Source organism: Microvirga calopogonii, from assembly GCF_003347665.1.
Lineage (GTDB): Bacteria > Pseudomonadota > Alphaproteobacteria > Rhizobiales > Beijerinckiaceae > Microvirga > Microvirga calopogonii.
Map to the genome: position 1 here is coordinate 373089 of NZ_QDGA01000002.1, position 15459 is coordinate 388547.

Here is a 15459-nt window from a genome sequence, read left to right on the forward strand (position 1 = left end):
GAACAGGTCGAAGCCGCCGCCGGCTTCGACCGAGTCGTTACCATCGCTTCCGACGATGGTGTCCCGTTCGTCTCCGGCCGTGATCTAACGGACGTTCCGCAGAACGTCCGTTTCGTAGGTCACGCCCTGAGGATTGGTGACGGTTGAAATATTGGTCTTGAGATTGATCGTCCGGCCGGGTCCCTCGAACACCACATGTCCGCCCTCGAGGGTATCGTCCCCCGCGCCCCCGTAGAGCACGTCCTCGGCGCCGCCCACGATGGAGTCGTTGCCCTGCTCGCCATGAAGCTCGTCGACATCCGAGCCGGCAATCGTCGAGACGCCGATCAGCGTGTCGCCGCCGTCTCCGCCCCACAGGGTGTCGTTGCCGATGCCGCCGTCGATCGTGTCGTGTCCGTCCAGCCCGAACAGGATATTTCCGTGGTCGTCGTCGCCCGTGATGATGTCGTCGGCTCGCGATCCCCAGGCGTGCCAGATGTTAGTCAGCGTGTCCTGCTGGCCGTTGAACTTGGTCGCGCGACCGTGCTGCAGGTCGAGGTTGACCCCGGAGGCGGAGACGAAGAAGTAGGTGATCTCGCCGCCGTCCGCTCCACCGTCGATACTATCATTCCCGTAGCTGGCAATGAAGTGATCGAAACCCGCGCCACCCTGGAGCGTATCGTTGATGCCCGAGACGTTGTTCGTCCCGCTCACGCCCGTGATCGTGTCATTGCCGTCGCCGCCGGTGACGTAGACCACATTCACCAGCGTGTCGGTTTCCTCGGCGTTCGTCGCCGTGCCGGTGGCCAGATCGATGTTGCGCCCGAGAGATCCCTCGAAGATCACGTGGCCGTTCACGAGCCTGTCGTTGCCCACGCCGCCCCATAGCGAATCCTCCACGCCGCCGATCAGCGTGTCGTTGCCGATGCCGCCGTAGAGATGGTTCTCGCCGGCACCGCCGGTCAGGGTGTCGTTGAAACGGGACCCGACGAGAGCTTCGATGCTCTTCAGCACGTCGCCCTGGGCATCGCCGCCCCTGGCTATCACCGTTGCTTGCGACAGATCGATCTCGACCGCGTCGGGTGACGAAGTGTAGTCCGCCGTGTCCCGGCCCTCACCGCCGTCGAGCACGTCGGCGCCCTCTCCACCGTCGAGGATGTCATTGCCGGCATAGCCGAAGAGGCCATCCGCGCCGCCACGACCATACAGGTGATCATTGTCGTTCGGGCCGCTGGCTTCGATGTCGGCTCCATAGAGGACGTTGCTGTTGCCGTCCCCGGCCAGCGTGTCGCCGTATCGCGTCCCGATGAGGCCTTCGATGTTCTTGAGCCTGTCGCCAGCCGCCATGCCGCGGGTACCGATGCCGGTTCCGTCGAGGGCCCCTTGGAGATCGACATCCACGGCATCATTCACGGTATTGGCGAAATAGACGGCAATATCCCCGGTGCCGTCCCCACCGTCGAGTTCGTCCGCGTCGGCTCCCCCTTCGAGCAGGTCGTTGCCGATGCCACCCTTGAGCACATCTGCCCCGTTGCCGCCCCTCAGGATGTCGTGGCCATCATAACCGTAGAGCGTATCGTTCTCGACCCCACCGGTCAGATCGTCCCCGTATTTGGTTCCGCCAAACTGCTTGGCGCCTCCTGTGTTCACCCAAGTGACAGCCTCGGTGCGGGGGTCGAAAATTTGAGCTTTGATATTGAAGTTGCTTACGCCGCCTGCGTCCAACCAATGAATCACATAGCGACCGTCATCGAGCTGAACCGGAACTGCTTGGTACCAATGTGAGGGGCCGTGCAGAACCTCGGTGACCTCAACGCTCATATTGGACAGTTTGAAGACGCCCAAGTACTTTGCTGTGCCGCCAAGCGGAGAGTTTCCCCATTCGTAAGCAAAGATCAGACCACCGGGGACTGCCCTGGTGTTCAAAGCATCATATCTATCGATGCCTGTAGCTAGTACGATCCCATCCCCTCCGGTGATCACTAGGCCTGTGATTCCTGAATATATTTTCAGCTTGAGGGATGTAGGTTGGTTACTGGCGGACTCAGTGTAAACAACGCCAAAATAGTTGTTTCCGAGATCAACAATTGTACTTGACGGCGAGGAGTGCGACGTCCGGGCGTCAACGTTGGGAATTTTAGTCCTCGTGACCGCAATGGCTCCGCTGCTGTCCCGAATTTCAAATGCCACCCAGTCTTTTTCCGGATGCCCGAGGTCGTTCCCCTCATGGTTAATCAGAGTTACGAAGTTTCCATTGCTAAGCGTCACGACGCCTAACGGCTCAAGATCGTCACCACCGTACTCCCATCTCGGCTGTACCACTTGGCCGTTCGGGGTATTTCGGACGTAAAGGTAATTGAGGCCTTCGTAGGTTGTGGCGTTTGAGTCCTCGTCGCCGGGTATCACAACCACATAGTCCCCATTCGCCAAGGCCGCCATCCGCGGTGGTGAAGGGTCTGACGTTGGCAAGGTACGAATGGGGAAGTTAGTCAGAGAATGACCGGATGGGTCATAGGTTGCAACGTAGATTCCGGACGATCCTTGCTGGAAATCCGATCGGTAGGCGATCGCGAAATTCCCGTTCGAGAGTGTAACAATATCGGGCTTGGTCTGCTCGCTTGCTGGGACGATATTAACCGTGAACACATTCCCGCTCGGCGTTCCGTCGACGTTGCGGATCTGAGCTTTGACTGTGTTGCTTGCAGGATCTGTCCAGGTCAGAACGGTTCGACCGTCTTTCAGAACGGTCGCGGACATCTGACCTAGATAACTCATGAAACCCCAACCATCGTTTTCTCGCGATGCGGTGCCGTAAGAAAACTCTCCACCCCAAGCTTCAGGTGCCGCCACGGTAACCTCCTTCTAAAATCCTGTTTTGGCTGCAGGCATAGCTCAGCCGCCCGATTCACGATGTGCGCAATATTACATTGTTTCAGTTGGTGCTGAAAGGTTTCGTCTGCTTCGTCCCAAACTGTCTCATTGCCCGCAATTTAGGATTGTAGCCTTGAAAACTTCATGGGCCGGAGCACCGCCTTGCGTCGTTTTGGCCTGTCCCCGGCGCCCGAATTTTGCTTAAAAAGCCACGCTTTCACCGTCGGTCTTCCCATTTCGTTAAGGCGCCGTTAACCCTTACCCGCAGAGACTGATGCCGTTGCTTCTCTCGATCTTTTTGCCAAAGCCATGAGCGACCTTCTCGTCAGTATCCGTCACGCTAGACCTGAGGATGCCCAGGCGCTTTCGCGTGTCTTCGATGCTGCCTGGCGGGAGGCTTATCTCGGCATCATTCCCGGGGTGACCCTGGACAAGATGTTCTCCCGGCGCAGCCCGCGCTGGTGGCGTTCCACGGTGTCGCGCGGGCGTCCGCTGGTCGTGCTGGACATGGGCCAGGGGGCCGTCGGCTATGCTTCCTACGGCCGCTGCCGCGACCGGTCGCTGCCGGCGAACGGAGAGATCGACGAGCTCTATCTGCTGCCGGAATACCAAGGCGTCGGCTTCGGGCGGCGCCTGTTCAACGCCGTGCGCAACGACCTCAAGGCGCAGAAGATGGACAGGATCGCCGTCTGGGCGCTCGAAGACAACGAGCGCGCCTGCGCGTTCTACGCGGGCATGGGCGGGCGGACGATCGCGCGGGTCGAGGAGCGGATCGGCGGAACGCCGCTCGCCAAGGTCGCCTATCTCTTCCGCTGAGGGCATCACCGCAATCGGACTGAAACATTGTTTTCGGTTCCCCTGCTATCCGGCTTGCTGCCGAGCGGTGCGCCCGACGGCGCCGAAAAACGGGTTCGCCTTTTGACCTCAAGGGGCTGGCTCAGGTCATGAGCACCGGATCGAACCCAAAAGTGCCTTCCACTTTTGGGCCCGATGCTCTAGTGAGGCGTCCAAGCTTCAGAAAGCGGCCTTTCGGCCTAAAAGGTTCAAGCCGCTCTCAAGACGAGCTTTTGCCGCATCGTCCGGCGTGACGGCCCATCTCCCCATCGGGAGGAGGCCCGCCCGGGACGATGCTTCAAGCCTTGTTCCGGAGAACAGCTCTATGCGCCTTGACGCGATCAAGATTGGAAAGAACCCGCCGGACGACGTGAACGTCGTGATCGAAGTGCCGCTCGGCGGCGAGCCCATCAAGTACGAGATGGACAAGGAATCCGGTGCACTCTTCGTCGACCGCTTCCTCTACACCTCCATGCGGTATCCGGGCAATTACGGCTTCATCCCCCATACCCTCTCGGGCGACGGCGATCCTTGCGACGTGCTCGTCGCCAACACGCGCGCCATTGCGCCGGGCGCCGTCATGAACGTGCGCCCCGTGGGCGTTCTCGTGATGGAGGACGACGGGGGCCAGGACGAGAAGATCATCGCCGTTCCGTCGAGCAAGCTGACCCAGCGCTATGACCGGGTGGCGACCTATACGGACCTGCCCGAGATCACCATCAAGCAGATCGAGCACTTCTTCGAGCACTACAAGGATCTGGAGCCCGGCAAATGGGCCAAGATCATCCGCTGGGGCGATGCTGAAGAGGCCCGCCGCCTGATCGTCGAGGCGATCGAGCGGGCGAAGAAGCAGGGTTGAAGACCTGGTGATATTCAAAGAAAAGGCCGGGCAAAAGCCCGGCCTTTGTCGTTTGACGTCAGGCTCCCGTCAGATGATGAGGAAGTCCTTGTGCGTCAGCTTGAGGTTCTTGGGCAGGCTCGCGATCTGCAGCGCCGGCTTGGTGCCGGTGCCGTCAGGGTCGAAGAAGAGCGCGCCGGTCTTCTTGTTGTAGAGAATATGATCGTTCGAATCGTGCACCTTGTCGCCGGTCCAGAACGCTGCCTTCGACAACGTGCCCTTCTTGCCGATGCCCTTGAAGGCGGACAGCTTCAGGTGGATCGTGTCGTCCACAACGTTGAAGTCGAAGAGATACTCGACATTCGTCTTCACGTTGGGCTTGGTGTCGAACACGAATGCGTCCTTGCCTGCGCCGCCGAACATGACGTCGATTCCTGCGCCGCCGATGAGGGTGTCGTCGCCGTTGCTCCCATAGAGAGAGTCGTTGCCCGCGAAGCCTGAGAGACGGTCGTTGCCGGATTCGCCCGACAATGTGTCGGCGCTCTTGGTTCCGTTCAGAACGAGCGGGGTCGTTTCGGTCACGTTCCGGACGCTAAGTGTGATGGCTTTGGTGAACTCGCCGCCATAGGGGTCCGTGACCTTGATGGAGATGACATGCTGCTTCGCCACCTCGTAGTCGAGCGGACGGTTGAGGATGAGTTCGTCATCGGTGATCGAAAACAGGCCGCCGGCGCTGTCGACGAGGGCGTAAGTCAGCGTGTCCCCATCGGAATCGGAACCGTAGATATCCGCGACCTTGCTGGGTGTAGCGGATTCAGAAACGCTGGAAATCGAGAGAAAGATGGCAGACGGCGCAGCGTTGGACAGCGCAACCTTGGTATCGGCGAATTTCAGGATGCGAATGTCCTTGAGATAATCGATACCATCCTGGCCTGTGTTGTCGGTGATCTTGTATCGGCCGTCCGACTCCAGGTTCCAGGTATAGTTGGCGCGGTTGCCGGAGAATTCCGCCGTATCCTCGCCGGAGCCCCCGTCCAGCGTGTCGTTGCCCGCTCCGCCGTTGAGTGTATCGGCGCCAGCTTCACCCTGAAGGGTATCGTTACCCGCTCCGCCTTTAAGGGAGTCGTTTCCAGCTCCACTCTTGAGAAGGTTGTCCTTGGCATCGCCACTCAGCTTATCCGCCCCTCCACTGGTCTCAACGTTGCGGATGTTGATCAGCGTATCGGAGCCGTAGCCTGTATTCTGGGCGCCTTGAACCGTTAAATCGACTGTGACGGCCAAGCTACCCGTATAGCGCGCTGTGTTGGCCTCATTCTCATCACTGCCGCCGTTCAGGACATCATCTTCGTAGCCGCCCTCAAGCGTATCGTTACCAGCCCCGCCCCTGAGCACATTGGGTTTGTCATTGCCGGTGAGAATGTCATTGAAGTCGCTGCCGGTGAGATTCTCGATATTGACCAGAAGATCGGACGACACGCCGGTCCATTGCGAGTAGGTGCGCTCCAAGCTTACACTGACCGCCGCCGCCGCCCATGCGTAATCGACCGTATCTTTCTGGCTAGTACCGCTATCGTTGCCGCCGTGAATGATGTTTGTGCCGGTACCGGCCACGAAGGTTTCGCCGCTTTCACCCCCGAAAAAAGTGTCCTCCCCTGTTCCTCCCTTGATCGTGACGCTCAAGGTTGTGTTTGGAGCAGACAGATAGCTGCCGGCTGCGCCGTCGTAAAAGTTCTTGCCGTTCTTCAGGTCGATAAGGAGCGAACCGTTGGCGGCAGTTGTCCGGAACAAGCCGACATTGACGACCCGGTCGTCACCGCTGCCGCCGATGATCACTGAGCCGGAAGAAGCTTCGATGACACCCGAGTTGAACAGGTCCAGCCGGCTGGTAAAGGTCGTGTCCGTCCGGGTCAGATCAATTCCGACGGCGCCGACGATGCTGCCACCGAGCACATTTCCTGTATTGTTCGATGGTGTCGGAAGGCTTCCTCTCAAGACGTTGTTGACCGTGTGGGTTCCCGTTCCGAGAAAGCGCAGACCGGTTCCCGTTGCCGATGTGATCTTTCCCTCGTTGTAAACGGTGTTGTCAGCGCCGGAGAACTCGATCGCATTCAGTTTTACGTTCAGGTTAATCTCGTAGGCCACGAGGATGCGTTGGGTGGCGGTTGCTTTGATCCCGCCCGCATCCGTCGTGGTGTCGGATATGCTGAACCCGACAAAAGTCGTTCCCGTATCGGCTGTCAGATGCTTGTACTGGATGCTCGAGTCGACCCCTGCCGTAAGATCACTGCTCTGGAGAATAGCCTTATAGATTTCAGACATGGGTGAACCCTCAGTGAGAACCAATATGAGGGCCTTATACGTTATTATGTACCGTTACGAAAGCGGCTTCTTTGTCATCCTAAAGGCTTTTGCCGTAAAGGGATTTAAAGCCCCTCCCCCCTCAACAGCCGCGGCGCCTCGCCGCTGCGCAGGCCGGCCGCCTCGCGGATGAAGAAGCGCTTCAGGCCCGGCATCCGGTCGACGAGACCGAGGCCTAAGTCACGGATCAGGCGGACGGTCAGGACGTCGTTCGAGAACAGGCGGTTGAGACCATCCGTCATCAGGCCCATCGCGGTGATGTCGGCGCGCCGTGCCCGTTCGTACTGGTCGAGCACGTCGGCCGCGCCGGGATCCATGCCGAGGCGCAGGGCGTCGGTGATGATCTCGGCCAGGGCCGCCGCATCGTGCAGGCCGAGATTGAGACCCTGGCCGGCAATCGGGTGGATCACATGGGCCGCATCGCCGAGGAGCGCCAGCCGCTCGCCGACGAAGGAGCGGGCCACGCCGAAGGACAGGGGAAAAGCTTGCGGCTTGGTTTCGAAGCTAAGCTTTCCAAGCTGCAGCCCGAAGCGGCGCTCGAGTTCGGCAAGCAGGTCGTCCGGAGGCGAATCCAGGAGGGCCGGCACGTTTTCGGCGCGCTCGGTCCAGACGATGGAGGAGCGGTGGCTGTAAGATCCGTCGGCTTGGCGTTCCGCCTTGAGCGGCAGGATCGCGAAGGGGCCGGAGGGCAGGAAATGCTCGACGGCCCTGCCCTCGTGATCGCGTTCATGGGCGATGGTCGCCACGATGCCGGACTGGTTGTAGGGCCATGAGATCCAGCCGATGCCCGCCTGCTCCCGCAGACGCGAGCGCGCGCCGTCGGCGGCGACGAGCAGCGAAGCCTGCAGGCTCTCCCCGTTCGTTAGGGAAATCTCCGTATGGGCGCCATGCACGGCAAAGCCCTTCACGCCCTCGGCCCTGAGATCGGCCCCGGCCTCACGGCAGGCCTCCAGCAGGGCGGCGGTCAGGTCGCCCGCCGTGATCATGTGCGCGAAGGGCTCGTTGCCATCCACCTCGCCCGCGAAGGTGAGGAAGGTCGGCCGCACCGGATCATGCAGGCGGCTGTCGGTGATCACCATGTCGAGGATCGGCTGAGCCTTGTCGACGACCTGGTCCCAGGTCCCGAGCGCCGCCAGCATCCGCCGCGCCGCGGCGGCAATGGCATAGGAACGCTTGTCCCCGTGCGGGTCGCGCTTGAGCGCCGGATCGCACATGACCACGTCGACTCCGTCGCCGAGCGCCTCCTTCAGCGCCAACGCCAGGGACAATCCGGCGAGCCCACCACCTGCAATGACGATGCGAGGTCGCTCGATCCCGGTCGTTGCGCTCATGACTCTTGCTCCTCAAGGGCTTGTCCGGTGAGGGAAACACTCTCGTGGTCCGAAAGTGCATCCGCCCGGGAAACTCTCCAGCTCCGAACGTTATAGGTGGGTGTCCGTCAATCATTGACCAGCGTCAAGCTTGACGTTCCCGAAGCGCTCATCGATGGATGATTGTTGCCGATCGAAGGATCTTGAATCCATGTCCCGCGCCGTCACCGACCTTCTCTCCATTCTCGACCTCGAACAGCTCGAGGTGAACCTGTTTCGCGGCCAGAGCCCGAAGAGCGGATGGCAGCGCGTGTTCGGCGGGCAGGTGATCGGGCAGGCGCTGGTCGCCGCGACCCGCACGGTGGACGGACGCTCGCCCCATTCGCTCCATTGCTATTTCATGCTGCCGGGCGATCCGAAGATCCCGATCATCTACGAGGTGGAACGCATCCGCGACGGCAAGAGCTTCACCACGCGCCGGGTCCTGGCGATCCAGCACGGACAGGCGATCTTCGCCATGTCGGCCTCGTTCCACCGCGACGAGGAGGGATTCGAGCATCAGGCCGAGATGCCGAAGGTGCCGGGCCCCGACGAACTCCCGAGCGAGGAGGACGTGAAAGGCCGGCTTCTCCTGCAGATGCCGGAACCGATGCGCACTTATTACGAACGCGAGCGCCCGCTCGAGATCCGTCCCGTGGAGATCAACCGCTACACCTCCCGCGATCCGGGCGAGCCGCGCTTCCATGTCTGGATCAAGACCCTCGGCCGCCTGCCCGACGATCCGGCCATCCATCAATGCGTCCTAGCCTATGCCTCAGACATGACGCTTCTCGACACGTCCCTCTTTCCCCACGGCCGGACAGTGTTCGACCCCAACATACAGCCTGCGAGCCTGGATCACGCCATGTGGTTCCACCGTCCGTTCAGGGCGGACGAGTGGCTGCTCTACGCGCAGGATACGCCGAGCGCCGGCGGTGCCCGCGGATTCTCGCGCGGACTCATTTTTAAGCAGGACGGGACGCTGGTGGCATCCGTTGCTCAGGAAGGACTCATCCGCGAGCGGCGGACCTGACAAGCTCTGCCTAAAATTTCATCAGAAAGGCTGTTTTATAGCCCAGCTTCGGCTGCCTAGCAAAGAGGCAGAGGCCCTTTGCGCATGCTGGACAAAGCTTGGCATGCTTCTTGCCTAAATGCCCCCGACACCCGTCCACGAGGCCGGGTTGACGTTGGAAACCGCTGCCCGGGCTGTCGGGCGGACGTCTCAAAAGGGGGCCTAACCCATGAAAATCGTGATGGCGGTCATCAAGCCGTTCAAGCTGGAAGAGGTGCGCGACGCGCTCACCGCTCTCGGCGTGCACGGCCTCACCGTGACTGAGGTGAAGGGCTACGGACGGCAGAAGGGTCATACCGAGATCTATCGCGGCGCCGAGTACGCCGTGAGCTTCCTGCCGAAGCTGAAGATCGAAGTGGCCGTGGCGAGCGAGCTGGTGAACCAGGTGATCGATGCGATCACGGCGGCCGCGCGTACGGGCCAGATCGGCGACGGCAAGATCTTCGTCACCTCGCTCGAGAAGGCCGTCCGCATCCGCACGGGCGAGACCGACATCGACGCCCTTTGATTCCATTCATTCAATAATACCGGAGTTTGAATCCGATGAAGTTCCGTCCATTCCTCCTGCCGGCGCTCGGTGCGCTAGGATTAGGTCTCGCGCTCGTCGATCCCGCCTTGGCGCAGGACGCTGCCGCTGCGGCTCCCACGGTCAACAAGGGTGACACCACCTGGATGCTCGTCTCGACGATCCTCGTGATCCTGATGACGATTCCCGGCCTTGCCCTGTTCTACGGCGGCCTCGTGCGCACGAAGAACATGCTGTCCGTGCTGATGCAGGTCTTTTCCGTGTTCAGCTTGGTCGCCATCCTGTGGGTGTTCTATGGCTACTCGCTCGCCTTCACGTCCGGCGGCGAGGGCATCGGCGCCTTCATCGGCGGCTTCTCCAAGGCGTTTCTCGCCGGCGTGACCACGGATTCCACCGCCGACACCTTCACCAAGGGCGTGGCGATTCCGGAATTCACCTTCATCGCGTTCCAGCTCACCTTCGCGGCCATCACGCCGGCCCTGATCGTCGGCGCCTTCGCCGAGCGCATCAAGTTCTCGGCCGTGATGCTCTTCACGGGCCTGTGGCTGACCTTCGTGTATCTCCCGATCGCCCACATGGTGTGGTTCTCGGAAGGCTACCTCTTCGGCCTCGGCGCCCTCGACTTCGCGGGCGGCACGGTCGTTCACATCAACTCCGGCGTGGCCGGCCTCGTCGGCGCCCTGCTGATCGGCAAGCGCATCGGCTATGGCCGTGACCTGCTCGCCCCGCACTCGCTGACTCTCACCTTCGTCGGCGCCTGCCTTCTGTGGGTCGGCTGGTTCGGCTTCAACGCCGGCTCCAACCTGGAGGCCACGGGCGGCGCCGCTCTCGCGCTCATCAACACCATCCTGGCTCCGGCCGCTGCCGGCCTGGCCTGGATGACCGTGGAAGCCCTCGGCAAGGGCAAGGCCTCGCTGCTCGGCATCGCCTCGGGCGCGGTCGCCGGCCTCGTGGCCATCACGCCGGCCGCAGGATTGTCCGGTCCCATGGGCTCCATCGTGCTCGGTCTCGTGGCCGGCGCGGTCTGCTACTTCGCCGTCACCGGCGTGAAGAACGCGCTGGGTTATGACGACGCCCTCGACGTCTTCGGCATCCATGGCGTCGGCGGCATCATCGGTGCCATCGGCACCGGCATCGTGGCGGCTCCGTCGCTCGGCGGCTACGGCGTCGGCGAGTACTCGATCGGCGGCCAGGTCTGGACCCAGTTTATCGCCGTGGTGATCACCCTGGCCTGGACCGGCATCGGCTCCGTGGTGCTCTACAAGATCACCGACCTGATCGTCGGCCTGCGCGTCACGCAGGATCAGGAGCGCGAAGGCCTCGACCTCGCGGACCACGGCGAGCGCGCCTACAACTACTAAGCCAAACTCCGCAGCGCCCGAGAGAGTCGAGACCCATCTCAGGCGCTGCGGCAAAGAAGCCTTCCAGAGGCTCAAAGGAAAAGCCCCGGCCTTTCGGTCCGGGGCTTTTCTTGTTTGTCCTCAACCGTCATTCCGGGTTCCGCTTCGCGGCCCCGGAATGACATCGGTGAAATTTCACCCGTTCTTGATCAACTGCCGCAGCTTCGCCCGCCGCGTTTCCTCGGGCTCCTGGAAGTTGGACGTGCCGTAGAACTCGCCCTTGCTGTCCATCAGGAACAGGGTTGCCGAGTGGTCCATGGTGTAGTCCTGACCCTCCGTCGGCACCTTGCGGTAATAGATCTTGTAGGCGCGCGCCGCCGCGGCGATCTCCTCCTCGGTTCCCGACAGGCCGACGATGCGCGGGTCGAAGGAGGAGAGATAGGTCTTCATCAGCTCCGGGGTGTCGCGGGCCGGATCCACGGTAATGAAGACAGCCTGCAGCCTGTCGGCGTCTTTGCCCAGGGCCGTCATGTCCTGGGTGAGATCGTAGAGCGTGGTCGGGCAGACTTCCGGGCAATGGGTGAAGCCGAAGAAGACCACGAAGGGCTTGCCTTTCAGGTTGTCTTCGGTGAACGGCTTTCCGTCATGGCTGGTGAGCCGGAACGGGCCGCCGATGGGCACTTTGCCGGCACTCTGCTGCTGCCCGGACGGGAACAGGAGCAGGCCCGCCGTCACCACCAGCACCAGGAGGCCGGCCGTGAAGACGACGAGCGGCACGAGGAGGCGTTTGAGGTTCATCGATCGTCTCCGCGCTAGTGCTTGTGCTCGGCGGGAGCCTCGCCGCCCATGCCGCGCACCGCGTATTCCACCTCGACGGAGCCCGCCTTCTCGAACACGAGCGTGCCCTTGACCGTCTGGCCGTCTTTCAGCGGCTCCTTCAGGTCCATGAACATGAGATGGAGCCCGCCCGGCTTCAACTCGACCGTGGCGCCGGGTTTGATCTCGAGCCCGCCCTCGACCGGCTTCATGCGCATGACATCGCCGTCGAGACGCATCTCATGCACCTCGACCTTGGAGGCGAGCGGGAACGAGCCGCCGATCAGCCGATCGGGCGTCGCGCCCGTGTTGGTGATGCGCACGTAGCCGCCGCCGACCTTGGCTCCCCCCGGGGTCGCCCGCGACCAGGGCTGTTCGAGGCTGAGCGTGCCGGCCTTCACGGCCTGCGGAGCAGTGGCGACGCCTGCGATCCGCACGCCGGGCGCCGGCGATTTCAGGCTGTGCGGATCCTCGCCCGCGGTTGGCACCTGGGTCCATTCCGCGGTCGCCCCGTCGCATTCCTGCACGATGGGGAAATAGACCGTCGCGCCGGGCTGATAGGCATCGGTGAAGCGGGCCTGGAACACGAACTCGTCGTAAAAGGCGTCATCGAGGGAGCCCGTCCAGACGATATCCGTGACGCCCTCCGACACCGCCTCCCCGTTGACCTGATAGGCCTTTACGTAGGAGCCCTTGGTGGTCTCCAGCTTCCAGCCGGCCTTCGGCATGGGCTTAACAGCCACGATTCCCTCGGGAATACGGACGCGCACCTTGAGGGTCGCCTTGCCGTCGCAACCATGGGGAATGCGTAAGACCGCCTTGTAGGTGGAGTTCGGCGCCGTCTGGCCGTTCTCGAAAGTGACGTGGGCGAAGGCGGGCGAGGAAAGCATGAGGGCGGCGGCGAGCGCGCCAAAGCGTGACGAAGTCATGGAATTGTCCTTGAGTACTGGGAAATCGGCTGGTGCGGATCAGCCGAGGCGCGGCGGCGCGCGCGATCCCAGGGGCAGGACGTTGGAGGTGAGCCGCAGATCCGGCAGTTCGGCGGGCCGCTCGTCTGCGGCGGCCGCGGGCGCGATCTGCTCGGGAACGGCCGTGGCCGGAACCGGCCCGGCCATGCCGGCGCCATGGCAGCCGAGCGTGCAGCAGAAATTCTGGTGCGCCTTCTTGGGCCCATGGTCCGGCGCAGTGGATCCGTCCTGAAGACAGATGATCTCCTGCGCCTCAGCCGCCGCTGCCGTGTGGAACGCTCCGCTGACCGAGAGAAGCAGGGCCTGCAGGACGAACGCATAGGCCATCACCGCCACGATGGCGGTGTGTGTCCAACCGGTTCGGGGAGCCCTGCGCGTCATGGCCGGGACACTCGTCCTTTCAAGGGGGAACGTCAACAGCGGATCACCCGGGCCACTTTCTCCGTCCGATGCACTTACGGTTAAAGGACCCTTAACCCGGCTTCTCTAGCATCCTGGCGAGATTGTCCCGTCCTATGGATTTTTAGAGTGGTTTGATGCGTACGGCCCGCCGTTCTTCTTCCGCCTATGATGGCCTCTTCAGCGCTTTCCGGGCCTTCCTCGCCCGCCGGGCGCAGGAGCTGACGGGCCTGTGCCTGATCGCCGTCGCCGGTGCGGTGGCGGTGGCGCTCGCCACCTGGTCGGTGGACGATCCGAGCCTCAACAACGCCACCGACCTGCCGGTCCGCAATCTTCTCGGCTGGCCCGGCGCCATCGTGGCGGATCTGTTGATGCAGCTCCTGGGACTAGGCGCCATCGCGGCCGTGTTGCCCCTGGCGCTCTGGGGCTGGCGCCTCATGAAGTCGGGCGATCTCGGCCGCCTGCAACTGCGCCTGGCTCTTTGGGTCATCGGCGCGGGCGCCGCCACCGCTCTGGCCAGCGCCATGCCTCCAACCCAGAGCTGGCCGCTGCCGACGGGCCTTGGCGGCGTGGTCGGCGATGCGATCCTCGCCGGGGCGAAGGCCATCACGGGCCTCTCCAGCGGCTCGGCCAGCGCGGTCCTGGGCTTCCTGTTCGCGGGCGTCGCGATCTTCAGCCTCACGGCGGCCTGCGGCCTCGGGCCGGACGAGGAGCGTCACCACGAGGAGCCGGAGGAGATCGAGGAGCCGCAGCCCCTCAGGCGGCGCAAGATCCAGGATTGGGACGAGGCGGAGGAAATCAGCCACGATGAGCCGGGCTGGGGAATCGTGTCCCTGGGGGCCCTGGCTCACGGCGTCATGAGCCTGCGCGCGACGGCACGGCGCTGGAAGGAAAGCCGCCGCGCCGCCCCGGAAGACGAATACGATGAGGAGGTCCCCGCACGGCCGAAGCGGCCCTCCCGCCAGCCCGCCCTGCGGCGCGAGCCGGTTCTCGACGGCGCCCCAGCGCGCCAGAGGCCCGCGCCCGCTTCCATGCCGATGCATGACGAGGATGAGGCCAGCTGGGATGACGACGGTATCACCCCGCCCTCGCCCCGTCCGGCCGCGCGGCCCGAGCCGGCGCGCGTCGGGCCGGCGCATTCTGCGCCCAAGCCCGGCAAACGCATGGCCCGGGAGGCGCAGCCCTCCCTATTGGACGAAGAACATTACCAGCTGCCGCAGCTCAACCTGCTCGCCGAGCCGAAACGGCCCGCTGCGCCCACGATCTCGGCCGAGGCCCTGGAACAGAACGCCGCCCTTCTGGAGGGGACGCTGGAGGATTTCGGCGTCCGCGGCGCCATCACGAAGGTCAATCCCGGCCCGGTTGTCACCCTGTATGAGCTTGAGCCTGCGCCTGGGACGAAGTCGTCGCGGGTGATCTCGCTCGCCGACGACATCGCGCGCTCGATGAGCGCGGTCTCGGCGCGCGTGGCCGTGGTCCAGGGCCGCAACGCCATCGGCATCGAGCTGCCCAACCACAAGCGCGAGACCGTGTACCTGCGCGAGCTGCTCGCCTCCCAGGACTTCGAGACCTCGAAGCAGAAGCTCGCGCTGTGCCTGGGCAAGACCATCGGCGGCGAGCCGGTGATCGCCGACCTCGCCCGCATGCCGCACCTGCTCGTCGCCGGCACCACCGGCTCGGGCAAGTCGGTGGCGATCAACACCATGATCCTGTCGCTGGTCTACCGGCTCTCGCCGGCCGAGTGCCGGCTGATCATGGTCGACCCCAAGATGCTCGAGCTCTCGGTCTACGACGGCATCCCGCACCTGCTCACCCCGGTGGTGACCGACCCGAAGAAGGCGGTCGTGGCGCTCAAATGGGCGGTGCGCGAGATGGAGGACCGCTACCGCAAGATGTCGAAGCTCGGGGTGCGCAACATCGACGGCTTCAACGCCCGCGTGGTCGAGGCGAAAGCCCGCGGCGAGACCATCACCCGCACGGTGCAGACCGGCTTCGACCGCGAGACCGGCGAGGCGGTCTACGAGGACGAGGTGATGGATCTCGACGCCTTGCCCTACATCGTGGTGATCGTCGACGAGATGGCCGACCTGATGATGGTGGCCGGCAAGG

12 protein-coding genes and 1 pseudogene are annotated in these 15459 nt (G+C 63.1%); 6 read left to right on the plus strand and 7 right to left on the minus strand.

Annotated elements, in window-relative coordinates:
- Window positions 1-15: 15 nt before the first annotated feature.
- A pseudogene (locus tag DDF70_RS39145) lies at window positions 16-84 on the minus strand (hypothetical protein); the annotation flags it as partial.
- The gene (locus DDF70_RS36390; protein WP_162820212.1) at window positions 85-1629 is read right to left on the minus strand and encodes a calcium-binding protein; all 1545 of its coding nucleotides are present in this window, start codon (window positions 1627-1629) and stop codon (window positions 85-87) included.
- 1530 nt (window positions 1630-3159) lie between these two features.
- On the opposite strand from DDF70_RS36390, the gene DDF70_RS04280 reads away from it, so the two are divergent.
- Together DDF70_RS04280 and ppa are read left to right on the plus strand one after the other, a co-directional pair.
- On the plus strand, window positions 3160-3666 hold the full coding sequence (locus tag DDF70_RS04280) for a GNAT family N-acetyltransferase (RefSeq protein ID WP_114943607.1): 507 nt from the start codon (window positions 3160-3162) through the stop codon (window positions 3664-3666).
- A 343-nt stretch (window positions 3667-4009) separates the two neighbouring features.
- On the plus strand, window positions 4010-4543 hold the full coding sequence (gene ppa / locus DDF70_RS04285; RefSeq protein ID WP_009490622.1) for an inorganic diphosphatase: 534 nt from the start codon (window positions 4010-4012) through the stop codon (window positions 4541-4543).
- A 69-nt stretch (window positions 4544-4612) separates the two neighbouring features.
- Here the strand turns inward: ppa and DDF70_RS04290 are convergent, their stop codons facing one another.
- Together DDF70_RS04290 and DDF70_RS04295 are read right to left on the minus strand one after the other, a co-directional pair.
- The gene (locus DDF70_RS04290; protein ID WP_114943608.1) at window positions 4613-6841 is read right to left on the minus strand and encodes a calcium-binding protein; all 2229 of its coding nucleotides are present in this window, start codon (window positions 6839-6841) and stop codon (window positions 4613-4615) included.
- Between the two features lie 104 nt (window positions 6842-6945).
- Window positions 6946-8211 (minus strand): ubiquinone biosynthesis hydroxylase, encoded by a 1266-nt coding sequence (locus tag DDF70_RS04295; protein WP_114943609.1) that lies wholly within the window; start codon window positions 8209-8211, stop codon window positions 6946-6948.
- A 190-nt stretch (window positions 8212-8401) separates the two neighbouring features.
- Here DDF70_RS04295 and tesB point away from each other — a divergent pair, with 190 nt between their 5' ends.
- From tesB to DDF70_RS04310, 3 genes are all read left to right on the plus strand, one after another.
- Window positions 8402-9262 (plus strand): acyl-CoA thioesterase II, encoded by an 861-nt coding sequence (gene tesB / locus DDF70_RS04300; protein WP_114943610.1) that lies wholly within the window; start codon window positions 8402-8404, stop codon window positions 9260-9262.
- Window positions 9263-9470: 208 nt separating this feature from the next.
- A complete protein-coding gene (locus DDF70_RS04305; protein ID WP_036355072.1) occupies window positions 9471-9809 on the plus strand; it encodes a P-II family nitrogen regulator in 339 nt (112 codons plus the stop codon).
- Window positions 9810-9844: 35 nt separating this feature from the next.
- Window positions 9845-11188, plus strand: coding sequence for an ammonium transporter (locus DDF70_RS04310; RefSeq protein WP_114943611.1), 1344 nt, complete (start codon window positions 9845-9847; stop codon window positions 11186-11188).
- A gap of 174 nt (window positions 11189-11362) precedes the next feature.
- Here the strand turns inward: DDF70_RS04310 and DDF70_RS04315 are convergent, their stop codons facing one another.
- The 3 genes from DDF70_RS04315 to DDF70_RS04325 are packed head-to-tail and all read right to left on the minus strand — an operon-like array spanning window position 11363 to window position 13332.
- Window positions 11363-11965 carry an SCO family protein gene (locus tag DDF70_RS04315; protein WP_114943612.1) on the minus strand — a complete coding sequence of 201 codons (603 nt, stop codon included), beginning with the start codon at window positions 11963-11965 and terminating at the stop codon, window positions 11363-11365.
- A gap of 14 nt (window positions 11966-11979) precedes the next feature.
- Entirely contained in the window at window positions 11980-12912 is a 933-nt protein-coding gene (locus tag DDF70_RS04320) for a DUF1775 domain-containing protein (protein WP_114943613.1), read from the minus strand.
- 39 nt (window positions 12913-12951) lie between these two features.
- Window positions 12952-13332 carry a DUF2946 family protein gene (locus DDF70_RS04325; protein WP_114943614.1) on the minus strand — a complete coding sequence of 127 codons (381 nt, stop codon included), beginning with the start codon at window positions 13330-13332 and terminating at the stop codon, window positions 12952-12954.
- 155 nt (window positions 13333-13487) lie between these two features.
- Here DDF70_RS04325 and DDF70_RS04330 point away from each other — a divergent pair.
- On the plus strand, window positions 13488-15459 hold a 1972-nt coding region (locus DDF70_RS04330; protein ID WP_162820213.1), incomplete at its 3' end, for a DNA translocase FtsK.